Source organism: Rhodococcus sp. BP-261, assembly GCF_019835205.1.
Taxonomy (GTDB): domain Bacteria; phylum Actinomycetota; class Actinomycetes; order Mycobacteriales; family Mycobacteriaceae; genus Rhodococcoides; species Rhodococcoides kyotonensis_B.
Window position 1 is genome coordinate 72,959 of record NZ_JABUCO010000012.1, and the last position, 26,501, is coordinate 99,459.

At 66.1% G+C, this 26,501-nt stretch carries 23 protein-coding genes; 17 read left to right on the plus strand and 6 right to left on the minus strand.

Translation table 11 applies throughout. The annotated features are described in order from the left end of the window. Nucleotides 1-36 precede the first annotated feature (36 nt). The 14 genes from HQ354_RS14900 to HQ354_RS14965 all read left to right on the plus strand — a co-directional run bounded on the left by HQ354_RS14900 (nucleotide 37) and on the right by HQ354_RS14965 (nucleotide 16,441). Entirely contained in the window at nucleotides 37-651 is a 615-nt protein-coding gene (locus tag HQ354_RS14900) for a hypothetical protein (protein ID WP_261768801.1), read from the plus strand. Between the two features lie 25 nt (nucleotides 652-676). Then, complete coding sequence (locus tag HQ354_RS14905) at nucleotides 677-1,351, plus strand: hypothetical protein (RefSeq protein ID WP_222635043.1); 675 nt, start codon at nucleotides 677-679, stop codon at nucleotides 1,349-1,351. Nucleotides 1,352-1,355: 4 nt separating this feature from the next. Continuing rightward, nucleotides 1,356-2,654 (plus strand): ParA family protein, encoded by a 1,299-nt coding sequence (locus HQ354_RS14910; RefSeq protein WP_222635042.1) that lies wholly within the window; start codon nucleotides 1,356-1,358, stop codon nucleotides 2,652-2,654. Between the two features lie 43 nt (nucleotides 2,655-2,697). Further along, entirely contained in the window at nucleotides 2,698-4,752 is a 2,055-nt protein-coding gene (locus tag HQ354_RS14915; RefSeq protein WP_222635041.1) for a cutinase family protein, read from the plus strand. Nucleotides 4,753-4,889: 137 nt separating this feature from the next. Then, nucleotides 4,890-6,578 carry a peptidoglycan DD-metalloendopeptidase family protein gene (locus tag HQ354_RS14920; protein ID WP_261768802.1) on the plus strand — a complete coding sequence of 563 codons (1,689 nt, stop codon included), beginning with the start codon at nucleotides 4,890-4,892 and terminating at the stop codon, nucleotides 6,576-6,578. Continuing rightward, nucleotides 6,575-7,168 (plus strand): hypothetical protein, encoded by a 594-nt coding sequence (locus HQ354_RS14925; protein WP_261768803.1) that lies wholly within the window; start codon nucleotides 6,575-6,577, stop codon nucleotides 7,166-7,168. Before HQ354_RS14920 ends, HQ354_RS14925 begins: the two co-directional genes overlap by 4 nt. A 44-nt stretch (nucleotides 7,169-7,212) precedes the next feature. Beyond that, nucleotides 7,213-7,620: a hypothetical protein gene (locus tag HQ354_RS14930; RefSeq protein ID WP_222635040.1), complete on the plus strand. Its 408-nt coding sequence runs from the start codon at nucleotides 7,213-7,215 to the stop codon at nucleotides 7,618-7,620. 67 nt (nucleotides 7,621-7,687) lie between these two features. Beyond that, on the plus strand, nucleotides 7,688-8,425 hold the full coding sequence (locus HQ354_RS14935; protein ID WP_222635039.1) for a hypothetical protein: 738 nt from the start codon (nucleotides 7,688-7,690) through the stop codon (nucleotides 8,423-8,425). 8 nt (nucleotides 8,426-8,433) lie between these two features. Beyond that, the gene (locus tag HQ354_RS14940; protein WP_222635038.1) at nucleotides 8,434-10,611 is read left to right on the plus strand and encodes a hypothetical protein; all 2,178 of its coding nucleotides are present in this window, start codon (nucleotides 8,434-8,436) and stop codon (nucleotides 10,609-10,611) included. A 6-nt stretch (nucleotides 10,612-10,617) separates the two neighbouring features. Next, on the plus strand, nucleotides 10,618-12,201 hold the full coding sequence (locus tag HQ354_RS14945; protein WP_222635037.1) for an SCO6880 family protein: 1,584 nt from the start codon (nucleotides 10,618-10,620) through the stop codon (nucleotides 12,199-12,201). Between the two features lie 16 nt (nucleotides 12,202-12,217). Next, entirely contained in the window at nucleotides 12,218-13,708 is a 1,491-nt protein-coding gene (locus HQ354_RS14950) for an ATP-binding protein (protein WP_261768804.1), read from the plus strand. Then, nucleotides 13,705-13,977, plus strand: a complete 273-nt coding sequence (locus HQ354_RS14955) for a hypothetical protein (protein ID WP_222635036.1) — start codon at nucleotides 13,705-13,707, stop codon at nucleotides 13,975-13,977. The genes HQ354_RS14950 and HQ354_RS14955 overlap by 4 nt, the downstream gene beginning before the upstream one ends. Beyond that, the gene (locus HQ354_RS14960) at nucleotides 13,974-15,818 is read left to right on the plus strand and encodes a type IV secretory system conjugative DNA transfer family protein (RefSeq protein WP_222635035.1); all 1,845 of its coding nucleotides are present in this window, start codon (nucleotides 13,974-13,976) and stop codon (nucleotides 15,816-15,818) included. Before HQ354_RS14955 ends, HQ354_RS14960 begins: the two co-directional genes overlap by 4 nt. Next, nucleotides 15,815-16,441 carry a hypothetical protein gene (locus tag HQ354_RS14965; RefSeq protein ID WP_222635034.1) on the plus strand — a complete coding sequence of 209 codons (627 nt, stop codon included), beginning with the start codon at nucleotides 15,815-15,817 and terminating at the stop codon, nucleotides 16,439-16,441. The genes HQ354_RS14960 and HQ354_RS14965 overlap by 4 nt, the downstream gene beginning before the upstream one ends. Before the next feature lie 443 nt (nucleotides 16,442-16,884). On the opposite strand, the gene HQ354_RS14970 is transcribed toward HQ354_RS14965, so the two are convergent. Further along, nucleotides 16,885-17,808, minus strand: coding sequence for a hypothetical protein (locus HQ354_RS14970; protein ID WP_222635033.1), 924 nt, complete (start codon nucleotides 17,806-17,808; stop codon nucleotides 16,885-16,887). Nucleotides 17,809-17,942: 134 nt separating this feature from the next. Further along, a complete protein-coding gene (mobF, locus tag HQ354_RS14975) occupies nucleotides 17,943-21,971 on the minus strand; it encodes a MobF family relaxase (protein WP_222635032.1) in 4,029 nt (1,342 codons plus the stop codon). A 242-nt stretch (nucleotides 21,972-22,213) separates the two neighbouring features. On the opposite strand from mobF, the gene HQ354_RS14980 reads away from it, so the two are divergent. After that, entirely contained in the window at nucleotides 22,214-22,717 is a 504-nt protein-coding gene (locus tag HQ354_RS14980; RefSeq protein ID WP_222635031.1) for a hypothetical protein, read from the plus strand. A gap of 189 nt (nucleotides 22,718-22,906) precedes the next feature. Beyond that, nucleotides 22,907-23,110, plus strand: a complete 204-nt coding sequence (locus HQ354_RS14985; protein WP_222635030.1) for a hypothetical protein — start codon at nucleotides 22,907-22,909, stop codon at nucleotides 23,108-23,110. A gap of 539 nt (nucleotides 23,111-23,649) precedes the next feature. On the opposite strand, the gene HQ354_RS14990 is transcribed toward HQ354_RS14985, so the two are convergent. Both HQ354_RS14990 and HQ354_RS14995 read right to left on the minus strand, forming a co-directional pair. Beyond that, nucleotides 23,650-23,907, minus strand: a complete 258-nt coding sequence (locus tag HQ354_RS14990; protein ID WP_222635029.1) for an urea amidohydrolase — start codon at nucleotides 23,905-23,907, stop codon at nucleotides 23,650-23,652. After that, nucleotides 23,904-24,443, minus strand: a complete 540-nt coding sequence (locus tag HQ354_RS14995; protein WP_222635104.1) for a DnaB-like helicase N-terminal domain-containing protein — start codon at nucleotides 24,441-24,443, stop codon at nucleotides 23,904-23,906. Before HQ354_RS14995 ends, HQ354_RS14990 begins: the two co-directional genes overlap by 4 nt. A 363-nt stretch (nucleotides 24,444-24,806) precedes the next feature. Here HQ354_RS14995 and HQ354_RS15000 point away from each other — a divergent pair, with 363 nt between their 5' ends. Further along, complete coding sequence (locus HQ354_RS15000; RefSeq protein WP_222635028.1) at nucleotides 24,807-24,974, plus strand: hypothetical protein; 168 nt, start codon at nucleotides 24,807-24,809, stop codon at nucleotides 24,972-24,974. 126 nt (nucleotides 24,975-25,100) lie between these two features. On the opposite strand, the gene HQ354_RS15005 is transcribed toward HQ354_RS15000, so the two are convergent. Together HQ354_RS15005 and HQ354_RS15010 are read right to left on the minus strand one after the other, a co-directional pair. Beyond that, entirely contained in the window at nucleotides 25,101-26,105 is a 1,005-nt protein-coding gene (locus tag HQ354_RS15005; protein ID WP_222635027.1) for a DUF4192 family protein, read from the minus strand. Between the two features lie 44 nt (nucleotides 26,106-26,149). Then, nucleotides 26,150-26,350 carry a hypothetical protein gene (locus HQ354_RS15010; protein WP_222635026.1) on the minus strand — a complete coding sequence of 67 codons (201 nt, stop codon included), beginning with the start codon at nucleotides 26,348-26,350 and terminating at the stop codon, nucleotides 26,150-26,152. Nucleotides 26,351-26,501: the final 151 nt, after the last annotated feature.

A 26,501-nucleotide genomic window follows, 5' to 3' on the forward strand; every position in this document is an offset into this window, starting at 1 on the left:
CCCCAGGAACGCTCACGCCAGGAAGGACCCAGCCAGATGTCGCGACGCTCCATGACATCCCCGATCGCCTCCGCCGTCGGTCCGACCCGATCGGGGATGTCATCGGGCGGTTCACCCCGCCCGCCCAGCACCCGATCCCGTCGCCGCCGGCGACTGCTGTTCGCCTACCTCGCCGTTGCCGCGCTGCTCTTCGGAGCACTGATCGCCGCGTTCACCGGCGGAGACTCCGACACCGCCACCGCTCCCACACCTTCCGTCGTAGCGACTATCACCGCACCGACGACGCCGCCAGCTCCAGCGGGCCCGGACTGCTCAATGCCCGCCGGTGATCAGAACAGCGGTGAAGGCGTCATCGCCGCGTTCGAGCACGCCTACTACGCGCAGCGCTCCGGAGCGGCCGCGCACGCTCTGGTCTCCCCGGATGCCCCACCTTCGGCACCGTTCACCGTTGTGGCCAACCTCGACGCCGGTATCGCCACCGTCCCGGCGGGGACGACGTACTGCCTGGACATCGACGCGCTGCGTCCCGGGGTATTCACCCTGACCCTCACCGAAGCCGGACCAGGCGGCCCCGGCACTCAATACCGCCAGCGCATCACCACATCCGAGGTCGACGGCCGGTACGTCATCGCCTCGATCGAGCAAGCCTGACCCCGACCCGAGAGGACCCCTTCACATGACCAGCGCAGCCCACGAATGGGATCAGGCCGCGGCCGCAGTCCGAGACGCCGCCAATCACCTCCGCACCGCGAGCACCACAGACCTGCGAGCCTGGGCCAAGACGCAAGGCCTGTTCAGCCGATCGCTGTGGCCGAAGGTCAAGCGCGAGCTCTACAAGCAGCTCGACGTCGACTACGACGCCCTGTGCACCGCCGAGGGCGAGCAAGTCGCCGAGAAGGTCGCCGAAGCAGCCGCGGCCGCGTCGGCGCCGCTCGTCGAGCTCTATGCCGCGGGCGACGAACGCGGCAGCTTCGCCGTCGTCGGCGACGGTGAGGACACCGCCTGGTACGGCACCTTCCACGCCAAGGACGCCATCTTTCGTCAGGGCGATCAGGACTCGGCCGACGATTCGGCAGCCGGCAAGGCGGCATTTCTCGCTGGCAAGCTCCGCGACGAGCTCGCGGTCCCGGCGCTGCGTCTGATCTTGCACATCTCCAACCCCAACGTCGACGGCACGCGCCTCGCGGCGATCGCCGCCAAACACGGTGTGCACCTCGAACAGCTCGAGATCGCCGACGACAACCCAGCATCGGTGTGGTGCGAGGTCCCCGGCCACCGCGCCTGGCAAGCGATCCGGCTGACCGACCTGCTCGTCGACACCGGTGCCGGTCACCAGGATGCGGAGGCATGAGCCGATGAGCACCCACGACCCCGCACGTTCCGCCGACGATCACGAGGTGAACCCGGTCGCGGACTACCAAGCCGAATCGGCAGTCAACCTGCGCAGCCAGCGTCTACGCCGACCCGACCCCCAGCCGGACGAGACCGACACCGCAAGCGCGGACTCAGATTTGGCACCGGACCCGTACGGCGTCGGCCAGGACGCGCTCGCTGCGATCGATGCCCCCGAAGTCGATCCGGACGCCCTCTACCGGGCTCGGATGTTCGACCGTGTGGAAGAAGACCTCACCGCAGAACCGGCGACGTGGGGACTGCGTGGACGCGTCAACGCCGCCTTCGGTGCACACATGCGGCCCAAACCGAACACACCCGAGGTGCGCTTCCGGCAGTCCGTTCACACTGTGCAGCAACCACTTCCGGGCTGCTCGGTGGTGTCGGTGATGAACCCGAAAGGCGGCGCTGGCAAAACTCCGACCGCGCTCATGCTCGGCGCGACGTTCGGCACACACCGTGGCCAGGGCGTCGCGGTGTGGGATGCCAGTGAATCGACGGGCAGCCTCGGTGACCGCGCCGCCCGCACCACCGACCCCGAACTCACCGTGTGGGATCTCCTCGAGCATGCAGGCGAGCTCGCATCTACCTCGGCGGTGTCGGGCTCGTTGAATGCTTTCCTGCGCCGCCAGCCGACGATGGACGACATTCTCGCAGCTGATAATTCGACGACCCAGTCCCGCAGTATCGGCTGGGACGAGTGCGCCGCGGTGATGGCGGTACTGCGCCGACACCGCGATCTGATCGTCGTCGACACCGGCAACAACCCACTGGCCGACAACTGGCAGTGGGCGGTGCAGCACTCCGACGTCCTGGTCGTGCCCTTGCCGCTGCGGATGGACATCGCCAAGCAGGTGTATCTGATGCTCGACGGGATCGCCGCCCGCGGCTACGGACACCTGCTGGCTTCGACGGTCGTGGTGACCTGCATGACTCCAGACTCCTCGCCCGAGCTGTCTCAGGTGATCTTCGACGACCTCTCCGACCTGGGGATCGCACCGGGCAACTTCGTCGAAGCACCGTACGAGCCGGCGCTTGCACGCGGCGGCCGGATCGTCTACAAGGACCTCCCGGCGGCGACGATCGAGGGCTACACCAACGTCACGGCGCTGGTCGCAGACGCTCTCGGTGATGCGCGCCGTGCGGCGGCGTTCGAGTACACCGACCCGCACTCCCCGGAGTCGCTGCACCGCCATCCCCCGGAGCGCAGCCTCCCGCAGCTTTCGCATTTCGACCGCCGCCGTTCCCGCCGGGGAGCCTGACCCGTTCCACCCGCCCGTCCAACTCTTGTTTGTAGGAGATGCCATGTCACGCAGGACCGCTCGCGCACCCCGACGCCGAGCCGCTGTCACGTTCGGTGCGGTACTTGCTGCGATCGCCCTGGTGGCCACGGCGGCCCCGGCAGGTGCGGCGCCCGCACAGGCCTCCGCGGCAGCGTGCGCGAAATACGTCGCGGTCATGACACCGGGCACCTGGGAGACCAACGCAGCCGCCAACCCCACGGTTCCGGTCGGCATGCTGAAAACGGTCGGGAACGCGCTGAAAGCCAAGTACGGCAACCAGATCGACGTGCTCTACCCCGCCTACTCGGCGTCGGCGTTCGACCAGGGCCGCACCTACGCCGACAGTAAGCAGACCGGCATCGACTCGATCAACAACATCCTCACCGCAGCCTGCGCCACCTCGAAGTTCCTGCTCGCCGGCTACTCCCAAGGCGCGGATGCCGCCGGCGACGTCGCCGCCGCGATCGGCAACGGCCGCGGCGTGATTCCCGCTGCGAGGATCCTCGGTGTCGGTCTCGTCGCCGACCCGCACCAAGGCACCGCCGGCGGCACCCTCGTCGGCCCGAAGGTCGACGGCCAAGGCATCGGCGGAGTCCGCCCCGAAGGTTTCGGCTCCCTCGCCCCGCTCGTGCGCCAGCTCTGCGCCCCCACCGACCTGTACTGCTCGACGAACACCGGCACCGACGGTTTGATCACCGGACTCGGCAAAGTTCTTGCTAACCCCACCGACAGCGCGAACACGACTTCGGTGCCAACGTCGTTGACGGGCGGCGCGACCACGCAAGGCGGAGTGACCGGCGCGTCGGCGGCATCGACTACGGGACAGGCAGGCACCACAGCGACGACCGGTGCAGGCAGTGATTTCGGGTCCTCGCTGGTCTCGGATTTCTCCCGCGTCGACCTCGCCGGTGCCACAAGCACCGTGGCCGGCCTGTCCGATCGCATCGCCGCGTTGCCAGAGACCATCGGGGCTAACCGTTCTCACTCCCAGGTCGCCGGCGTCGAAGCCTCGGCGACGTCGGTGGCGAACACCCTGGCCCCGGTCGCCGACATTCAATCGGTGATCTCCGCCAACCCCGGCATCCGCTCCTCCCTCGATACCGCAGCGGACGGCACCCCGGAGCGGCAGACCGCTACCGTCCTCGACGCTCTCGACCAGATCGACGTACCCGCGACCACCCGCACCGCGACGTCGATCGCCGACTCGGCATCGTCGATCCTCGGAGGCACCGCAGCCACCACCGGACTCGCCGACTCGGCCACATCGCTGACCAGTCAGATCGCACCCTTGCAGGCGGTCGCACCCGACGCCTTGACCTCGGCGACGCGGGTGTTGTCGCTGCTCAAGCCGAAGACGGTGGTGGGTCAGATCGTCAACGTCGCGACCGGTTTCTCCTCGCTCGACTACCAGGGCATCATCGCCAATCTGATTGCGCTGCCGCAGAGGGTCGCCGCCCTCGACGTGCACGAGTCGCACCGCATCGCAGGCGAGCTGAACAATCAGTTCGCACCGATCGTGAAGATGGCTGCCGGTGTCGATCTGCACACCCTGGCGGCGTTGGTGGCGATGATTCCGGACCCGTCCGGGTCGGCGCAGATCGCCTCCCTCGTGCTCGGCCTGCTCGGCAACGTCGATGTTATCCGACTCGCGAACGACGTCGGCGCCATCCAGGAAGTCGGGTGGAAGATCCTCGAAACCGGCAACCTCGCCGCCGCCGCCGAGTTGCTTCCGATCGGACTCGACCTCGCCTCCGTCGCGGCCGGGGTGATAACCGGCAACGCCAGCGAGACGAGTGTCGATCAGCTCGGTGCCCGGACCCAGGTGTCCGGGCAGTCCGCGGCGATCGGGCAGCAGGCCTCGACCGGCGACTTCGCCGGTCTCGCAGGCTCGTTGGTCTCCCTTGCCTCCTCCCCCGGCGCGAGCGATCTGACCGAACTCGTCGATGCCGGGATCGACGCGGCGACGTTCTTCGCCTCCGGCGCGCACCAGTCCTACGCCGACTTCCAAGTCGATTCCACCGGCCGCAGCGCCCTGCATTGGCTCATCGACTTCTTCACCCAAAAGATCGGAGGCTGAACACCTTCCAGCACGCGCGCGGGACATGCTGCCAGTGGGCCGGGCGGGCACCAGGGCAGCACGACCAGCGACAACCACTCTTCCTCACGGTGTCCGGGCGGGCATCGATCACTTCACGATCGTAAGGACATGCACCGATGGCAGAACACGGCCACATCTCAGGAAAGACAGCGGGCACACTGTCTGTCCTGCTGATCGCCGTCCTTGCAGCGATCGCGATGTTCGGTGTGCTCTCCGGTGACCGCACACCGAAAGCGGACGAAGGAACCTGCCTTCCCGCCGGGCCCAGCACCGCACCGCATTCAGGCACAGTGGTGATGCCGCTGCGCGAGGGCACCTACCAGGCGACGAGCCCGTTCGGGCCCCGCATCAACCCCGTCACCGGCGAAGACGAAGGACACCAAGGCCAGGACTACTCGGCGCCGGCAGGCACCCCGATCTATGCCGCCACCGACGGCACCGTCGTCAAGGCCGGTCCCGCCAACGGGTTCGGGAACTGGATCATCATCGACAGCGTCGTCGACGGGCAGTCCGTGTCGACGGTCTACGGACACATGAACGACGACGGCATCGACGTCACCGAAGGTCAGATCTTGAGCGCCGGCGATCCGATCGGCGCGGTCGGTAACGCCGGTCAGTCCACCGGCCCGCACCTGCATTTCGAGGTCTGGCCCGGCACCCGACTGGCATCGGGATCACACGCCGTCGATCCGGTCGCCTGGCTGGCATCCGCCGGCGCAAACGCACCCGCCGCACCGGATACCGCCGCGCTCGCCGCAGAACCCGCCACGACTACGCCCTGGACGGTCTCGGCACCGAAGCGGGCATCGAGCCGCAACATAGCTCTGGCGGCCGCGGTCAAGCCCGGCTGCGGGCAGCCCGCCGGGACGACGGGGCTTCGACCGGGGTCGGTGCCAGCGGAGTTCGAGCCGTGGATCGTCAAGGCCGGCACCGTTTGCGCCGAGGTCACCGCACCGATCCTCGCCGCGCAGCTCGAGCAGGAAAGCGGCTTCAACACCCAGGCCCGCAACCCGTCGTCGGGAGCGGACGGCCCGGCACAGTTCATGCCCGCGACCTGGGCGGCGAAAGCAGTCGACGGCGACGGGGACGGCCGCAAGGACACCCGCAGCATCGCCGACGCGGTGACGACACAAGCCAGCTACGAGTGCGAGCTCGCCGGGATGGCCAAAGACGGCCTCGCATCCGGAAAGCTGCGCGGGGATCTGACCAAGCTGTACCTGTCGATGTACAACTGCGGCCCCGGCGCCACCCTCTCCCAAGGGCAGGTCTGCCAGAACGCCGAAACCCTCGACTACGTCGCGAAGATTCCGAAAACCGCGACCGAAAAGTTCGCGGTCGCCGTTCCCGACAACGGACCCGGCCTGGTGCCCGGAGGCCCGTTCGGCACCAACGTCGTCGCCGCCGCGATGGCATGGCTCGGCACCACCTACGCCTGGGGCGGAGGCGACCGAAACGGACCCACCAAAGGTGTCAGCGACGGCGGCGGGCGCGCCGACATGATCGGCGACTTCGACAAAGTCGGCTTCGACTGCTCCGGACTCGTCCTCTACGCCGTCGCGCAAGCCTCCGGCGGCTCCATCATTCTCCCGCACCAGGATTCGGCACAGATCGCCGACCCACGCGGGCGCGCCATCACCACAGCCGCGGACCTGCAGCCCGGCGACATCATCCAACCGCACTCCGGCCACATCTTCATCTGGCTCGGAGGCGGCCAAGTCGTCGAAGCCCCGCAGTCCGGCGACGTCGTCAAGATCTCGGACTGGACCCCGCCCACCAGCGGGCTGACCGCACGGAGATTCGGATGAACCACACCACCACTGCGGCGATCACAGCACTCCTTCTAGCGGTTGCCGTACTCGCGGGCTGCTCGGACCGAGGATCGCACCTACCCGAACCGCCGAGTATCCCGGCGCAGCAGTGGAACCCCGGCGACCAGCCACCCGAGGGAAGCGATCCGATCCGCTCACCCGCCACAGCCGCAAGTGCACTGCCGCCCGCCGCAGGGGACGTCGACCGCGGCGATCCGGACTCGGTCGCGGCCGCTGCACTCACGATCTGGTTCACCTGGGACACCAGTGTCGACGCCGGCCCTAACGACGCCGCCGCACGCACCGCACCACTGCTCACCGACACGTACGCCCGCGACATCACTGCCACCACAGCGCAATCGAGCCCCGGCGCGCAGTGGCTGTCCTGGGCCGCACACAGTGCCGTGCTGACTCCGTCACTCCTCGTCGACGACGAGCCGACACCGCCGCAGACCGACGAGGTCGCCTACCGCGCCTACCGCGTCACCCAAACCATCGACGGCACACCAGCACACGAGTCCATCGCCGCCGTTGTCCTACGCCGCGGCGAAGCCGGATGGGAGGTCAGCCGCATTCAAGACAAATGACCACGCCGACATCTCGAATGACACACTCTCCGAAAGGATCCCCGATGACCAGTTCCACTCAACCACCCTCCGCCCGTCCCCGCGGCATTCGTCGGCTCCTGGGCATCCTCGCCCTCACCGCACTGTTCACCGTCCTCGCCGGCGGCATTGCTTCCGCGCAGGCAGCCAATCCGTTCGACGGAGTCAGCCCCGATCTCGGTTTGCTGGGTCCGGCGCTGAACTCGACGTGGAAACGAATACTGGCCGCAGTGTGGGGCGGCTGCTTCGCAGCTGCCGGGCTCTACCTCGTGACGTCGTTTCTGAAGTTGAGAAAAGCACGTAACCGAGGCATGTCCAATGACCTGTCCGATGCGTCCGAGGATGTGAAGGCCTCCCTCTACTGCATTGCCGGTGTCGCTGGGGTGTCGCCAATTTTCGGCGCCATGCTGTTCCTTATCCAACCCGCCGCGTGACCCTATTCGACTATCCGTCGCTCGACCCCACCAGAGCGGCCGAGGCCGCGGAAAAGAGAAGCAGCTCATGGGAACCGACTACCGCAACGTCAATGCCGACAACGCTGTTCCTCCGACTCCACCGACCTCCGGGCGGGAGCAATCAGCGCACCGTCCGAGCTGGCGACGAGGCCCCGTCCTCGTTGCGATAGCCGGTGTCGCAGTGCTGGTGCTCTCACTTGTTGCTGTCGTCGTCACCGGTGGTTCTGGAGGCGGCAGCGATACAGGCACCGACGCGATCCGCGCCGTGCACGGCCCGACCACGGTCAACAACGGTGTCCCCAGCGGCTACACCCGCGACGAACAGGGTGCCTCCACCGCAGCAGTGAATGTCCTGCAAGCGTTCGATCAGGCCAGCCAGGGCCGAATCGACATGAACGATGTTCGCTCGACCATGATCGCCGCCGACCCCGGCGATGCGCTGTCCCGCGAGATCGAACTCGGCAGCAACCGTGACGAGAGCGACGACGTGATGAACACGCTGCCTGCCGCGGTGCACGTGTCGTCGTTCAGCCCCGATACAGCGCAGATCTCGGTGTGGTCGATGACCACCACACAGTCCGATCTGAACGGCACCGGGACCGTCGCCGTCAGCACCCTGTGGGCCACGACCGACATCTCGCTGGTGTGGCAGGACGGCGACTGGAAAGCGCAGGACTGGTCCTACCGTCAGGGCCCACGCCCGGAGGACGCCTCCTACCCGGCCTCCGACTCCACGCTCGGCGGCCAGCTAACGGCTGGCTACTACACCTTCTACATCGACTAGGAGAGAACATGATTCGCCGACACGTTCTCATCGTCGTCGCCGCCGCGCTCGCTGCATTGTTCAGCCCGGCCGCGGTCGCGGCAGCGCAGCCGGTCCCGACGCCGGAGCCGGGGGCCGTCACCGGCCAGCAGTCGGCGTCGCGGCTACCCGACAACTTCCCGCAAGACCTCCGCAAGTTCATCGGCGGCACAGAGGAATTCAAGAACGGTCCGTGGTTCACCGGCAAATGCCGAGACCAGGGCGGCGACCTCGGTTTGTATATCTCCGAAGCCTTGTCGAACGAGAACCGGCTGCTGTACTGGACGGCGTCGGACGAGCAGAAAGTCGACATGGTCGGCGGCGCCACCCTCACTGCAGGCAGCGAGAGCGCCGCTGTCGGGACAGTCGAGGCAGCGGAAAAGGCTGTCGCCGACGGCACCGAGCCGCCGGAGGAGGCACTGCCGACGGTCTTCCCTGCCGGTGACACCAGCTTTCATCCACCGGCCGGCACCTGCGCCGGTGACCTCGCCCGGTGGGGCACCAAGGAATGGAGCACCTGGGGCTTCGCGTGGACGGCGAGCCCGGACGCCGACTCTCTGACCGCGATCAAAGAGCTTCCCGGCGCCGACACGGTGCCCGGCAGCGCCTGGTCGGACCCGTGTGCCGAAGGATCGGGCGACCAGTACTGCATGCACGCCTTCTTCGTCGACTGTGCTCAGGCGGAGCGCGCCGACGCCAGTCGCTGCCAGGACTGGAACCTCTCGATCGGGCGGCTGTTCGCCGGCACCGCGAACTGGATCGACCAGAACACCGGCTTCCTCGACCGCGTGAAGGACACCCTCGGCCGCGTCATTCAGGCGACACCGCAGTACAAACTCGGCAAGGCATACGTGCAGGCCTTCTCCTGGGTCGCAGGCGCGGCCGGCGACGTCGTCGATTTCGTGAAAGATCCCGCCACCGTGATCGACGATTGGGCGAACTCGACCAAATCCGGTGCCCTCTCGCTCACCGATGCGGTCCTGCGTGGACTGACCTCCACCGGCGACTTCGATCCCACCCAGCCGTGGTTTCTGACCTGGTACGCGGCCTCGACCGGTCTAGGAATGATGGTGATGTCGTTCGCCGTCCTGATCGCGATCACCCGCTCGCGGCAGAAAGGATCACCGGCCGAGCTCGTCGCAAACGTCTTCGGCTACCTACCCGCCGGGATCGTGATGATGCTGTTCTCCCTCGTGGCTGCACAATTCCTGCTCGAACTCGCGAAAGCAATCACCGACGGCATCACCGCAGCCAGCGGTACGACGGTCACCGAGATGGTCGACAACATTTACAACTCGATGTCGGCGATGAACAACGAAACCGTCGTCGGCGGATCCATCGTCGGACTGATCTTCTTCGGCCTGCTGCTGCTCGGCGCACTGTCGGTCTACATCGGATTGTTACTGCATCAGATCGGGCTACCGCTGGCGGCATGCGTCGCCGGTATCGGGTACGGCATGTGGGTGCACCCGACCTGGCGGGTCAAGGCGCTACGCCCGGTTCTTACGTTCGTCGGCCTGGTGTTCAGCAAACCGCTGCTGTTCCTGTTGATCGCTATCGTGCTCACCGGCGCCAACAATTCGCTGCTTTCCGGCGGCGGTGGATCCGGTGACCTGACCTCGCTCGGCTCGCTCGCACTGGTCGCAGCGTCGATGGTTCTGGTCGGTCTCGCACCGTGGGCGCTGCTCAAGTGGGCGCCGATCCTGCCGACAAGAGCGGACTCCGAAGGCTTCGGGTCCGGTGGTGGCTCCATCGCCGGAGGTGTGATCGGCGGATTGGGCAGCTCGGCGCTGTTCCGTGGCCGCAGCGGCGGCGGAAACAGGGTCAGCGAGAAAACCAGCCGGGATAGCCGCTCGACACCATCCGGTAGCGGTCTGGCCGCCACCGGACATGCGCCCCACTCGGCCGCCTTTCACCCTCACGCGAGCGCTGCGGGCAGGTCGGGCGGCCACACACCCGGGTCCGAGGTTCACAGCTCCTCCAGGGGCAGCGCATCGAAACTCGGCATGGCAGGGCGGCTGGGAGGCAGGCTCGCCAAAGGATCAGCCGGAGGTCTGGTCACCGCAGCTGCTGTGGCGGTACCCATCGCGGCGCAGTCCGCATCCGCGGCGATGAACAAAGCCAAGGCCGGTGCCGAAACCGCAGCCACAGAATCCGAAAGCAGGTAATCGATCATGAGTACCGACACTGCATACGACGTCGTTCAACGGACCTCGATCCTCGGCGGCGAGATCGCGCGCCGCGGTATGACCGGCATTGCCCTACCGGTGTTGATCGCCTGGTCGGTGACCCTCGTCTTCGGGATCGTCGGCTACTTCGTCATCGGAGGCGGCACCTTCGCGGTCGGCGCTGTCGCGGGACTCTACGCCACGGTCTTCCTGGCGACGTTCGAGTTCAACGGTCCGTCCTATGCCGCCGGAAGACTGCACGTACTGCGTACAAAAACGCGAATGCGGCGCGGGGAGCACATCTTTCGTCACCCGGCCGACCCCGCGTACGGTGAGCCGGGGCTCGATCCCGGCTGGGAGTTCCCGGTACCGCTCGGACGAACCGAGCCGCTCGACGTAGCCGGAACCGGCCTGGACGAGATGTTCATCGTCCGCACCGCGAACCCGGGCGAACGCCCGTACTACACCGTCGTTCTCGCCGTGCAAGGCCTCGCGGGTGGTCTACGCACCGATGCGGCGTGGGCAAGCACGTCGGAGAAATTCGGAAAGTTCACTGCCTCACTGGCCAAGCAGACCTCCCTGGTCCGCGGGATACAGATCCTGCACCGTTCCATCCCGGCCGATCTGACAATGCACGAGGACTGGGTCGAGCAGCAGGTCGAAGGGCTCGGCGATATGCGTCTGGCCGCGCCGGTCGCCTCCTACGGCAATCTCCTCGACACCATCCGCCCGCACACCGAAGAGCACCGCGCCTACGTGGTGCTCAAGTTCCCGCAGACCGACCAGCTCGACGCCGCTGCGCTGCGAGCCGCAGGCGGTAAGAACGCCCGCTACGAAGGCGGCGTCGCGCAAGTGATCCGCGACGAGACGATGCGCGCGGTCAGCAGGCTCGTCTCGGCCGGATTCGGGCGTGTCGAAGTGCTCGGCGAGCAACGAACCTGCGCAGTGATCCGCGCGTTCATCGACCCCAGCTACCGCCTCGACCGCCACCAGGGCGCACGGTGGTCCAACTGCTGGCCCTCCTACATCGGCGGCGCCGACGCCGCCGTGATCTCCGGGCACTGGCACACACGGGTCGGCGTGATCCCGCCGGCGAGCATCGAACCGGTCGAGCTCGGGCCGCTCTGGCTCGCCCCGCTGCTCACCTACGTCGCACCCGACCCGGGTGATGACGAAACAGCCCCATCGCCGACCATCCGAACCATCAGCGTCCGTATGGATTTCGTCCGCGACAAGATAGCCCGCGACATCGCAGCGAAAGACTTCACCCAGGATCTTGCAGCACAGACCTCCCAGGCGAAGAAGGGCAAGACCGGCGACGGATCGACCGAGGTGATGACGACCGCGTCGGCCCGTCGCCGCGAGGATCTCAAGCCCGGATCCGGGCATCACGGCGTCATCTATTCGATGACCGTCGCCGTCACCGGCCGCGACGCGGACGACCTCGAGCGCGCCTGCATGCGCGTCACCGAGTCCGCGGACGCCTCGGCGATCAAGACCATCGACTGGCAGGACGACAACCACGACGTCGCCCTGTTCGTCACGTTGCCCCTCGGCCGCGGATTGGCCGTCACCCGTTCGACCAAGTAGCCCAGGAGTATTCGACATGGCACCGAACACCACCACCAGATCTGCCGCTCATGCGCGGCCGCCGGCACGCACCCGCAGCCGACTCTTCGCGACCGGCGCTGCGCCCACATCCCCCGAGACCCCCAACCAACCGGCTACCGCCACGCAGACGACCGTGCCGCGCCGGCGGGCACCGAAACGCAAGAAACTGCTCGACCGCTTCGGCTGGTACGAGCCCCGCCAGGAAGGGGCGTGGAGCACCACCCGACAATCCGAAGCTCTCAACCTCGCGATCAGCCGCCGCAGCGTCCGCCACCAAGGGCCGGTAACCGGCCTCAACCGCATCTCCAACGATCTGGTGATCACCGACCCGTTCGAGCTCTACGGCACCGACATCTCCAACATCAACGTCTGCGTCGTCGGTGATATCGGTAAGGGCAAGTCCTCACTCATCAAGACTGGATCATGCTGGCGACAGCTGATTTTCGGCCGTCAGGTGGTTGTCATCGACAAGAAACGCCAGGGCACCGAAGGGGAATACTCGATTTTCGCCCGCACCCTCGGTGTCGAACCGGTGCGCTTCAAGACCGGCGGCGGCGGGGCACGGCTCAACCTGCTCGACCCGGCGATCACCACCGGCGGTGAGCACGCCGGAGGCCTCGACGGTGTCACCCCGGCCGGTCAGGAAGCGCTCGTGCTCGCCGTCCTTGCCGACACGATGGAACGCCCCCTGTCCACACCGGAGAAGAGCGTAGTCGGCCGTGCCCTGGAGCTGGTCAACCAGGAAGCCGTGGCCACGGAACGAGAACCGGTCCTCGAAGATCTCGCCCGCCGGCTCGTCGAACCGCACGACGGCGACGGTGAGTACTTCGGTGATCGCTGGGCGCAGCGCTCCCTGGAGTGGGGCAACGAACCCGGCCTGGCGCTGCTGCGCTTGGTCGACCGCGACCTCAAAGGCCTCGTCGACGCCCCCACCTCCCCGGAAGTCCGGGCTGCTCTCGAGCATCCGTTCGCACACTTCGACGTCTCGGCCCTGCCCACCGAGGGGCCGGCGTTGCGGGTGGTGATGACCGTCATCAACACCTGGCTGTCGAACCTGCTCGCCGCCCGGTCATCGCTCTCGCGCCAGACCATCCTCATCGTCGAGGAAGGCTGGCACGTCGCCGAGGGGCGCACCGGCAGCGTGTTCCGATCGAACATGAAACTCTCACGCGGCCTGGGTTTGTCGACCGTATCGGCGTTCCATCACCCCTCGGACATGTCCAAGGATTCCCCCGCGAGGGCGTTGATGCAGGAAGCCGGCATCGTGTTCCTCTTCGCACAGGAACGCTATGACGACGCCCGCGAAACCGCCGAAATGTACCACCTGCCACCAGGATCGGTGGACATCATCATGGGCCTCGGACAAGGCGAATGCCTGGTCAAGATCGGCTCCGCCGACCCGATCCTCATGGAACACGTCCGCTCCCCGGAAGAAATCGCACTGACCGACACCGACACTGCCGTGAAAGGAACAAGATCCGCATGAGCACCGATCCCACTGCACCGCAACACCTCAGCTCCGACGGCTGGCGCGACCTCGGATTCACCGCCGTGCCCCCGACCGCGGTAATGCGCGAGGCGAGGGGCTGGCTGACAGACTGCGGTTTCGACGAAGACGTCATCGACGATCTTCACGACTGGCAGGTTGCCGGCCTAGTGATGCGCCTATTTGACGGCGGTTGGGCGGCATTCACCCTGGGGACCGACGAATCGGCTACGAACATCGGCTCGCCATCCACAGGGCCGGTCCGATGAGCCAGCGACAAGCGCCCCCGCGGCCCCATGACCCGATCATCCCGGCCGAGGCGTTCACCATCGCAGCACTGGTAGGCGGCGCGCTGTTCGCCGTCGTCGGCGGCGGCATGGTGTCCTCGATCGTCTCGAGCAAGGTCGTCGCCATGCCCGGTGGCGGTGCCGAGATCGCGCGCATCTTCCTCGGCCTGGTCACCCACCCGGGCGATCCGGCCGCCGGATGGCCCGACGGTGCCCAGCCGGGTCCTGCCTGGGTGACGTGGACGTGCATCCTCGTTCTCGCCGCCGCGTATGCGGCAGTCGCGTTGTGGTTCAGCTCCGAGATCGACGACTGGCACTACCGCCGCCGACAAGCCGAGCGTGGCTTCGCCACCCGAAAGGATCTCGCCCGCGCCGGCATCGACGAGAAGAGTGTCCAGAAGGCGGCGGTCGCGACCCGCGCATCCCTGAAAGACGTCAGGCCTTCGTCTCTCGACGCGGCCGCGGTGGCGATTGCGCTGGGCGCCAATGTCGTCGCCCCCGACCGCACCGTCTATCTCAAGCAGAACGACTGCATGCTCGTCGAAGGTGTCACCGGCTCCGGTAAGACCTGGCGTCTGGCCTACCAACGCTGCATGGACGCCCCCGGGCCTCTGCTCGTGACGACGACGAAAGTCGACCTCGTCTCCGCGACCTACAGCCGCCGATCCGACATGGGCACCATTGCCATCTTCGACCCGGAGAACATCACCGGCTGGCCCGAGCCGATCCGCTGGTCGATCCTCTCCGGTTGCCAGGATCCCGACGTCGCGATCCGCCGGGCCCAGGGCCTGGTCTCGGCGATGCCGATGGGCGACACAAAGAACGGCGGCTACTGGGAAGACAAGGCCGTGGTGCTGTTGCGCTGCTACCTGCACGCTGCCGCCGTCAGCGGAGCCGGACTGGGCACCCTGCGGGTTTGGGTGAACTCCCGCAAAGGCCGCGAGCCACGCGAGATCCTCGCCCGTACGATGCCGGCCTGGGAAAGCGAGCTGGCGCAGATCCTCGATTCCGGCTCGGACTCCTCCGACGACATGATCGGTGCCGCCAGCCGTCTGCTGGCACCGTTGGCCTCACCTGCACTGCTCGAGTCCGTCGACGTGCCGATCAGTCAGTCATTCGACATCGCCGAGTTCATCCGCTCCGGCGCCGACACCCTCTACCTGGTGTCGAAAGGCAAAGACAACTCCGCTGCCCCGTTCGTCGCTGCCCTGGCCACCGAAGTGCACTATCTCGCCGACCGGCATTCGCAGACCCTGCCCGGTGGCCGGTTCGACCCGCCGATCCGCTTCGAGCTCGACGAGGTCAACAACGTCGCACCCATTCCCGGCCTGCCGGATCTGATGTCGGATTCGGGTGGCCGCGGCATCACCATCCACGCCTACGCCCACAACGAAGAGCAGAACAAACTCCGCTGGGGGCAGGTGGCCGGCAAGATGTTCGCCGACAACTCCCCCGCCCGGTTGATCCTCCCTGGCCTCAAAGGCGAGGAATTGCAGTCAATTTCACGACTACTCGGTGACCGGTTCGAGTGGCAGCCCTCCGGTAGCCGCCACTCGGGTCCGACGCTGCGGGAGGTTCCGATCATGTCACCGGCCGAGATCCGGACGATGGAACCCGATCACGGACTGTTGATCTACCGGGGAGCTCCCCCGATCCTGGTGCACCTACCATCGGTGTGGGACGACAAGCACACCCGCACAGCAGTCCTGAAGTCGCAGAAGGCCTTCGATTCGATCGCCACCGACGGGTATCTGCCGCGCCGCGACAGTAGCTTTGGCACAGTCGAACTCGACAAGGTCAGCGACGGAGTGCAGCTGTCGTGACGACCGCTGGCGATGATGAGCAGGAACTGCGGCCGTCCAGGTTCGCGTGGCGCTACCTCGACCGCGCGCAGGCACGGCAGTTGTGGGACGAGCTGACCGACTGGACCACATGGATACGCCAACGCTACGAGCTCGACACCAAGATCCCACCCTGCTGGTATCGGCACGGGCCGGTCGTCGAGGAACTGTCGGCGCTGATGGTTGCATGGACTGATGCCTACTACCGGGGCGACGAGTACCGCGACGATCTGACCGCCTGGCACACACAGTGGTTCTGGCCCGTGGTCGGACGGATCCGCACGATCACCGATTTCGAGACCTGCACCCACGAACGCTGCACCGCTTCCCCACGCACACCGACCACGCTCGCCGGACTCGGCGAGTTCACCGCCGCCGACATCGACAATCGACCCGAACCCGAGACACCGCAACAGGTAGCTCCGGCGGCCGCCATCAGTGCCGTGCAGGAGGTGCGGTCGATCCCGGAGGCGGATATGGAGACCGCCATCGAGGCCGGCCTCGCCGAACCGGTCGACCCCGCCGACCCCGACAGCGCAGTCACGTTCGACGACATCGAATGGACCTACAGCACGCGTTTGGGGGCGTGGGTGCCGGCCGTATAGACGCGGCATCTCTGAGCCACGGCCCAGTCTGCAACGACGGCGATCTGTCGGTCGTCGTATTTCCCGCCCGGATACGACATGCACCGGTAGATGTCGCTGCAGCTCGGGCCGTAGGGGCCGTCGAACTATGGTGCATGCGTGTCCACCCGCCCGGACCCGTGTGAACACCGACGGTCGAAGGAACAGATGCTCCGCACTCGATTGGCGTCGAGTACGGAGCATCTGTCTGATGCGGGGGCGACACCTAATTAGATCGAAGGACGCCGGTATTCCAAGGCGTGCGGTCGGGCGGGGTCGACCCTGCGCGGCTGCGGTTGACGCTCAGCGACCGGCGCCACCTGTGGTGGTGGCGGTGTGGGTTCGCGGCGGATGCCGCGGTCGATGTTGTGCTGCTCGGCGCGTCGGCGTAAGTCGCGTTCGGTCAGTTCCATGGCAGGGAGCGGTTAATGCGGGGTCAGGGTCCTGCTTTTCGCGGCGTCGGCCCAATCCTGCACCCGTGCTTTGGACATGTCGGTCGAGAAGTGCAGTGACCGGTAGAACTGGTCGTCATGCAGGTCGTATTCGGAACGGTCGGGCGCGATCGTCCACGGCTTGTCGAGAATAAGTTGCCACGCTGCCACGGCTTGGTCGAGCTCGCCGATGACTTTCTGGGTGGCTTCACCTCCTGGCCACGTCCGTAATTCCTGGATGCGTGCTTGCTCGGTCCAGTCGCTGGTTTGTCCTCCGATGAGTTGATCCGGTGCCGAGCGCCGGGTCCAGGAATCGAGACGGCGCTCGTGGAGGTCTCGACCCAGCGCGCTGGCATAGTGACCGAGTGCCGCGCGCTGTTCGGCCGGCACCCCTGTGCTGGGGTTGTAATCGAGGTATGCGCAGTCTCGCCGCAGTGCTTCCATCTGAAACACAGGGCCGATGTGGTCGACGTGGAGGTCGCTGTACCAGGCGAGCGTGGAATCGGCCTGCAGGTCGGCGAGAACGGATGGAGGAACTGTTATTCCCACATCGAGCTGGATGTTGTCGGCCAGATCGCCGGGGCTGCCCATGTGGACCCATTGCTCTCCTGGCACTATCTCGCCGTCCGCTGGGGACCGGTAGGACGAGCCTTCGACGTACGCGTGGAACGTCGGCATCGACAACGCCCCCGCGGACGGAAAGTGCTTGTGGGTGCGCTGCAGCCGGACCACCTCTTCGACGTGCGCATAGAGCGTGTCTGTCAATTGTGGCCGACTACTCCACAGGAGGAGCTCGGTCCCGTCCGGTGCGGTGACTTCCCGGAATGCGGCATCCATTTGGTGGATCGGGCGGTCGGATCCGTCGGAGGTGAGCTGCTCCAGTCGGTACGGGTCCTGTTCGGGTATGTAGTGCGCCATGGTCGATTGCTCCTCACGTCAGATGTGAGCGCAAACCGGTTGGGGCCCGGTCCACGCTGCGGCATCGTGCTTCTGGCTGGGGTTGCTGCTGGCGTGGTCGGGCTGCTGGCGTCGGTGAGAGGGCTTCGGATGGTCTAGATGCGCGGTCGCGGGCCGGGTCCTAATCGCCGTGCGTGGTCGCGGCGGAGTTGTTCACGTCGTTCGGCTTTGCGTTGTTCGGTGAGGCGGTGTTGCTCGTGTGCGCGTTGTTCGGCGGCGTCTCGGCGTGCGCGATCGGAGATCACGGCCGGGTCGACGGCCGGCATGGGGCTGGTCTGTGCACCATGTCCTGCGGGGACGGTGTCGCGGACCGTGAGTGCGTTGATGCGGGCGTTGACCTGAATCCATGCGGCAGCGGCGTCACCGTGTTCGGGGCGATCGCCGATGAGGGTGCGGCCGGTGTCGATGCCGAACTGTTCGCGGTAGGCGCCCACCTGCCCGGCGGTGAGTTGCCAGGCCAACTTGTCAGCCGGGCTCTCGGGGATCGGGCCGAGGTGCCGAGTCCAGTCGGGTTGGTCGTCGACTGCGTGTTGTCCGAGTTCGCGGGTGCGGTCGGCTATTTCGGTATAGCGGCGCCGGCTCCATGCGGTCAGTTCCGGATCGACACCGTCGCGGCCCTGCATCGGCGGGAGGATCCAACTCGGGGCGCTCGGGTTGCGGGCGTCACGACCAAGCGGCCAGCGTCGTTCGGCATCGGCGAGCAGATCGCCGGCGGTCGGTTCGGGTTCGCTGACACTGCGCCGTAGTTGCGCGATCGCCGCCCGCGGATCCTTGCCGGAGCGTTCGACACCCCGCAAGTGGACGGCGAGGCGCTCCCAGCTGCGCTCGTCGGCGAGGATCGTCTGGGCGTGCACGCCGAACCGCTCCTGCATCGTCGATTCCAAACGTTGCCGCCACGCAGCCATCTCCTCGGCACCGGCGTCGATACGCCGCTGCAGACGCCAATGCATCACCGACGACAACGAATCTGCCGAGCCGAGTTCCCGTTCGGAGCGGGCCGCGGCGAGGGTCGGTACGGCGTCGAGGCCGAGTTGTTCGGTGCGCCGGAACTGGCGCACGAACGAATCCCATTCCGCCTCCCCGATCATCTGCGTTGCCCGCTCCGGACCCATCTGCTCGCGCACGATCGCTTCGATGCGGTGGGAGTCGATCAGGTCTTCGGCGTAGCCGTAGCCGGCGACGTTGTAGTCGAGCTTGCGGTGTGCGACCGCCGCTTCTTGCTGTTGTTCGGTGGCGGAGGTGTCGGATCCGTCGCGGGCGATGACGGTGCGGACGACTTCGTCGGCGATCTTCTTGTCCGGGTGCACGTGGATCAGGTGCGGGTCGACGATGCGGTCGACCGGAACATAGATGTTGTTGCTACCGCGGCCGCGGGTCAAGCCGACATAGAGGGCTTGCCGGTTCATCCCGTCGTCGACGAGGACGTGAGCGGTATCGACGGTCATGCCTTGGGAGCGGTGAATCGTCGTCGCGTATCCGAGCTCGCAGTGCGTTCTGACGTAGTCGGCGGGTAGCCGGATGCGGCCGTCGTGGTCGACATGCCGCACCGACATCGAGCCGTCGCGGTGCACGGTTTCCACCGTCCACAGGTCTCCGTTGCGGACCCGCTCCCCCTGTGTTCCGGTTACTCTGAGGTCGCTGTCGTTGCGGCGCGTGACGATGCGATCCCCCGCGCTGGCGCGGAGACCGTCGGACAGTTCATGGCCGCCCCTACTGACAAGACCTTTCGCGATGCGGTCGGTGCGGGCACGGTCGTTCAAGCCGCGGACCGTGTCGTTGCTGCTGGCGATCATCAGCGACGTTGTGTTGGCGTCCGCATCGCCGCACCATGCGGCGAAGACTTTTTCCGCGAGGTCATCAGCCATGCCGAACCGGACGCGATCTTTGGCCGCATACCAAGCGGCTACGGAGGAGTCGCCGTCACGCAGTCGCAGGGAGATCTCGGCTTCTTCGGTGTCCCGGAATCGGTGGACTTCGACGAGTTCCGGTGCGCCGCTTTCGCGTGCGATGAGTCGTAGCGCGCCGCCGGTGTCGACGGCCGCGAGTTGTTGTGGATCACCGAGCAGCCGGACGACGGCGCCGCCCTCGGCGGCCGCGGCAGTGAGGTGGTCCAGGTCGTGTGTGGAGGCCATGCCGGCTTCGTCGACGAGAATTAGTGCGCCTGACGTGATGCCGGTGTCGAGACCGTTGGTGTGGCGGGTGAGGACGTCGGCGATGGTGCGGCCTTCCACGCCGAGTTCGTCGCCGAGAACGCCGGCTGCTTTTGCGGACGGTCCGAGGGCGATCACGTCGTAGCCGGTGCCGCGCCAGGCGTCGACGACGACGCGCATCGCAGTCGTCTTGCCCGTTCCTGCCGGCCCGACCCCAGCAGCGAGGAGCGTGCCGGAGAACAGAAAATGTTCGACGAGTGCTTGTTTGTCGGCGCCGAGATCCCAGCCCGTGCGGTGCACGTGCGCGGCGAGTGCGGCGTGCATCGACTCATGCGTTGCCATGACTGCTGTGGGTGTTCGGGCGGCGCCGACGAGGCGGTGTTCGGCGTCGAGCATTGCCTGGCTGGTGTAGGTCTCGTTGCCGTGCACGGTCATGATGGAGGCGCCGTCGCTGCGTTGCAACGCCACCGGCGCGGCATCGACCTGACGCGTCAACCGGATGGAGTGCGCGCCGAGCGCTGCTTCAATGACCCGTTCGGTCACAGCGTCTCGGTCGTGCGGAGATGGGAAGACGTGTCCGCGCAGGTGTCGTTGCACTTGGGCCTCTACGTGCCAGCGGGTCCACGTTGCACGCTCGCGGCTGACCCGGTGCACGACCGCGTGCGCCGCCTCGTGCACGTTGATGTCGGTGCCGTCGATGGGTTGCGCATCGCGTCCGACGGCCGCGCACAGGGCCGCGTTCAGTCTGCGTTCCCCGATCAGCGCGACAGCTCGCTGGCGCCACTCGGTGCGTTGCGCCGCCAGTGATTTCGGTGGAGGTTTGCCTGCGCGGGTTTCCAGTGTTGCTTGGTCGGCGAGGCGCATCTGTACCGCCCGGGAGGGGTCCTTGCCGTGTGCCTTGCGGTATTCGGCGGCGAGTGTTTCCAAGCGTCGTTCGATCACGGTGCGGCGGGAGAATTCGCGCAGCAATTCCGTCGGGATGCCGTCGATCTCGCGTACCGGACGCTTGTCTGCGCGGGAGTCGGGACGGTTCGAGAAGACGACGCCGAGAGCCCGGGTGACGTTTTCTTCGACGGCGGTGTTGTAGCGCTCGGATGCAGCGACGGCGAGTTTGTGCAGGATGCGGCCGTCGAGGCTGCGCCATTTGCCGTCCACGCCTTGGACTTTGGTGGACACGGTGACGTGAGTGTGCAGGTTCGGGTCGCCATTGCGGTTGTCGCGGTGATCGAACCGCGCCCACGACAGACCCTTCGCTTCGATCTGCCCCACGCCGGCTTTGCCGACGCGCGTATACGAGGCGTTGTCCTGCACCCACCCCATCGCGTCCGATACCGCGTCGTGGTGGGCCTGTTCGATAGCGCGGCGGACGTCGTGGTCGCCGAGTCCCCACAGCACGGACACTGATTTCTGCGGGGTGAAGACGCAGTCGTAGCCGGCGACGGGTTGGCGTTCACGTCGTTTCTGCGAGGCGAGGTAGCGGACGAGTTCTGCCTCCGTCGCTGGGGATCGGCCGACCTCGCGGTGGAACTCGGTGGCCGCCAGCCGGTACTGGATCTGCAGGCACTGCGAGGCCGTCAGAGTGGTGCCGGTTGCCTTTCGGTCATGCTCGACTTCGGCGCGGATGCGTTTCATCAGCGCTACGTCGTTGCGATACATCGCGAATCGGCGTCCCAGCCGGACGCTATCAATAGCCGCGTCGGCGGTGGCGCCGTCCCGGATGAGCTGTTGGGTCAGCTTGACGGCGTCGGGGTGCAGTCCTTCACCGAACAGTGCTTTCATCTGGTCCTCGCGGACCTGCCCGCTGACGCCGAGTTCGGTGGCCATGCTGCCGCCCCACATCCCGGGTGGTGTGCCCTCGGCGGTGTAGTAGTCGGTGAGGTTCTGGCCGCGTTCGACTTTTGCGTCGCCGGCGGCGACTTCGCGTGTGAGGTAGGTGTATCCGTCGCCCGCGTGCAGTGGGTGGACGGTCATCATGACGCCACCATAAACGCTGCCGCGCCCATAGTCACTATTAGTGCAAGAGGTGTGTGACGGTTGATGGAGATTTTCGGTGGAAATAGAAACGAATCTGGATTCGATGATATCTGATTTTCGAACGACTACGAACTGAGATGGACCGACGAGGACGAAACAGGCTACGAAGCAACGGTTTCGAGAAACTGCGTGGTGCGCCGAAGTCTTTCGCCGGCGCGCGTGTCGGCGGTAGCCTGCGGTGTATGACTTCCTCGAACAATGCTCCGGTGAGTGCTCGGGAACGCGCGCGACAGGCCAATGCCCGGCGCCTCGCGGACGCGCAATCGCGACTCAAGAATCAGGAGCAGGACCTGATTTCGTATTTCGACGCCACCCGCGACCAGGACAAGGTCGCCGACGATCTCGCGAAGCGTATCGAGCGGCTGCAGCGGGAGGCGCAGACAAAGCTCGAGTCCACGCGCCGGCGGCGGGCGCAGGCGCTGGCGTCGTTGAAGTCGCGGGGTGAAACATATTCGAGCATCGCGGCTTTGGTCGGTCTGCCGGTTCCGGAGACGACGAAACTCGTCAAGTCCGCGGCGGCATCCGGTTCGCGCGACGATGCCGGCGCGGGCGAAACACCGTCACCGGATGAGCGCACGGACTCGTCCGCGGTCGAGGTCGAAGCAGCGTCGACATCCGAGTCTCCGGAACCCGCAGTGGCCGGCGAGTCGCAGCGGGGCGACGCGGACGAGCGGGACATCGCATGAACGGAGCACGTTCGATGACCCAGCTTTGGTTCCGCACGCATCGGCTTCTGTTGCGTCAATGCAACACACACTGGCAGTGCAAGATTCACACGGCGCTGCAGCCGAGAATGTCTGCGGCGCCAGACCGAGCAGAACGTGTCGGTGCTCGGGTGTTCAATGGCACGCATCGACGGAAGGGGGTGAAAACACATGATCGGGATTGCTGTGATCAGTGTCGTCGTCGCGGTGGCGTTGCTGCGTGCCGGCGAGACTGAAACTGGTTGGCGATTCGCTCCGTTGCGCGCGACCGGACTCGTCGTTGGATTTGCGTTTCGAATCGTGTTGATCGTTGCGACGCTGGTGCTTGCATTCGTTGTCGCAGCGGTCGGCGGGGCGTTGCGTAGCAACTTCTGACGCGCTGGGCGCTGTCGCTGGATGCGTCGCACCTCGTTGGACGATGGGGCGACGCAGTCGGTCGTCTTTGCTTCGCGTTAAATTGCGTCCATAACTGCCTTGCACCGCACACCGATCAGCAATTGTGCAGTTTGCAGTACTCGTACCCCGAGTGTGCGTATTACATGAGCAGGCGTTGCGCCCATTCGTACACCCAGTGCGGTAGTGCCGGTGCGTCGAACGAAGCCGCCGCGTATCCGGATTCGCTAGACAGAGCATCGCCCGGAATTGCGTCGCCTGTCTGTGTGCCGAATATTCTTGCTGCGGCGATCCATTGGCCTCGGTGCTGCACACGCACCGACGTCGACAGTGCCTGCTTGCCGTCCAGGTAGCCGGCCGCTAGCTGGTGGCAGTCCCATTCGGCCGCTGGTTCTTCCCGAAGAAGTGAGCCAGCGTGCCGCTGAAGGTCAGGCCGTAGATTGCACCTCGGTCGGTGTCGATGCAGACGTTCGTCATGAGTGGGCCCTTCGCGTCGAGTGTGGCGGATCGTGAAATTTGTTTCAGAACAACGGGATTTGCTCCCGAGCCGCGCACTCGTCGCGGAACGTGCGGTAGCGGTGCTGCAGATCGAGCAGAACTGTTTCCGTGTAGCCGGTCTGCTCAGCGATGTCGCGGGTCGACGACCCGGCGTCGAGGGCAGTGTCGACGTCGCGGCCGACTGCGAGTTCATCGATCGCGTCGATGTCGTGATCTCGAACGTCTGCTGCGTCGAAGCCGGCGCGTGCGATCGCGTCGCGACGCTGCGCTTTGTCGTTCATGCACTCTCCCCCGCGCGGAAAGCGTTGAGGCGATTCATCGCTGACCGTTGACGTCGCCCGATATCGACGAGCTGGTCGAACAAGAATTCTTCCGGTGCCTCTTCGGCGAGTTGCTGGATCTTTACTCCCGCCTCGTAGAAACTGCGGCGGTAGCTTTCGGACAGGACCGTGCCGGCGTAGACGGTCGCCGACGCACCGCAGGCGCCCGCGGTCGTCACGTCCGTGAGTGCGCGGCGCAGGAGCGCACCGCGGTGTCCGGCCGCCCCCGAGCGAATGAGGACTGCAAGCACGCTCGCGGGATCGTGCGGCACATTCTTGGCGATCAACTTCTGCACAATGCTGTACAGCTCGCGGTACACCGGATCTGCGAAATCCTCGGCCTGCAAGGCGTTGGCGATGCGCTCGGCTTCGACAGTGTCTCTCGACCACATCAGTGCGCAGATCACCAGCGCTTCGGGAGCGGTCTCGACGTGATCGGTCAGGTCGGCATACTCGTCGGCAACCTCGACCGGTTGCACTGCCCGCAAAGCTGACATGAGTTCGCCTCTTCCTGTTGAAGCTTCTGTGGTGTTATCGATCCGATTCGAGGAAAAGTCCGCGCTGCGATTTTGTGTGTTCAAGTTTCCTCGAGTCTATCAATTTTGCTGCCTTACCGTCCGACTAAGGCCTCTTCTGTTCACAACAATTCTTGTCAAAGTTATTTCTTCGCAACGGTTGTCGTAGGTCCATCCGTACACTCTGCTCGTAAAAAATCGATTGACCACAATCAAGCACCGATACGGAATTACACCCCATTCACGCAATAAGCGCTTTTTAATGGGATGATTTACTTCCCTTCCCGATCTTGCGAACGGAAGCGGGAGTCTGCGGCGAACGGGTGCACAGCTAGAGTCGCCATCATGAGCACCTCCGATGCCGAACGTGGACTGTCCGAGAAACTTGGGCCGGCACGAGCGCTGTCCGCTGCCGAGATCGAGCGAGTGGTCGACGGCGAACTGGCCGACGATATGGCCGCCGGAGCCCCGACAGTCGATGTCGCGTTCGTCGATCACCCACTGCCGGACTGAACACGCCCTCTCGGGCAGGCAGCCCTGCTGATTCGCGGTGTCGGTGTGAGGGCTCGATGCCCGATGCACCGCCCCCCCGCGCTGGGCCGCCGGACGCCCCTGTCGAGGTGCGTCCGGCGGACATGGTCACCCTGGCAAATTTGCTCCGGTGCGCTCGCGGACGAAGTCGGCGTTCGGAATCAATGCGCGGAGCTGTTCGGGTTCCATGCCGACGCGTAGCGCGCGGTCGATCAGAACGGCAAACGACGGCGTTTCGACGTCCGCGCTTGCCGCTGCGGCGCGGGCTGCGTCGATCGCGATTCCGGCGGCGGGGCCGTGATTGGCGAGGTAGGCGAAGAACGCTGCGATTGTCAGCGCCTGTGCTCGGGCCGTGCCGCGCAGTGCACCAGCGATGTGGGTCATTGCCTCGACGGCGTGATCCTCGCCGTAGACCGCGAGTCGCAGATACGAATCGCGGACGTCGAGACCTCGGCCGGACAACGTGAGCCCCACCCTGGCTGCGAGCTCGTCGCTCGGAACTTCGCGGGCATAGATCACTGCGGCCAGCTCTTCGAACGTTTGTGGCAGGAACAACTCGCCCAGCCTCGCGGCGACCTCGAGACCGACCGATTCGGGCACCTCTGCGCGCTCGGCGAATCGTTGCTCGATGACCGATCGGCTCGATTCGATGCGGCGGCCCTCGAACACCGTCAATGCGGAGAGCTCCGTCGTGGCTGGGTCCGGGAACCCGCCGACGGCGCCGGTGTCGAGGTCGATGAAGGCGGCGCCGGTGCTCAAACCATAGGTGTGGAGCGACCTTTCGGCGCTGACACCTGCATCGGCGAGTGCGGCACGCAACGCCGCCAGAGCGGTGAGCGCCTCGCCTGACTGGCCGGGGTCGGCAACGGCGATCACGATTGCTGCGGCGACGTCGTTGACGCGGGCGGCGTCGGCGACATCAGTAGCGGGCCCTACGCCGTCGGCGACGTTGGATCGCACGATTGCGCGGACCGACGTCGTCGACGCGTCGGCGTCGCCGAGGAAGATCGTGACGATCGAGTTCTCGGGGGTGAATCCGAGCATCGCGGGGATGGCTGCAAGAACCGCGGCGGTCGAGGTGAGGCGGGTGGCGGGGCCGTTGTGGTTGGTCATGGCGTGCCTTTCGTCAGGTGGGATGGCGTGAGAGTTGCTTGAAGTCAGGAGATTCCGGCGGCTTGCGCTGCGTCGATCTGTTCGTCGGTCGCGCCGAGTTCGCGGGCGTGGTCGTGCCAGGCGTTCAGTGCGCGGCAGACGTCGGTGACGTCGACGGTGACGCCGCTGCACATAGCGGCATCCAGGCGTGCGGTGGCGCGGGTGATCTGCTCGAGTGCGCGGTGTCGTCGTGCATCGGTGCTCATGGTGACCTTTCCGTCGGACGGTGACCGGGTCCTTCGCCCTGCCAATTTCTTTCGCCTCATCTGGCGTAGGGAGAGAAGGCGGTCGACGGGGCCGACGGTGCAACTGCTGGACCGGAAAGTCTCAGCCGAAGGCGCTTTGAGAGTTTTCGGG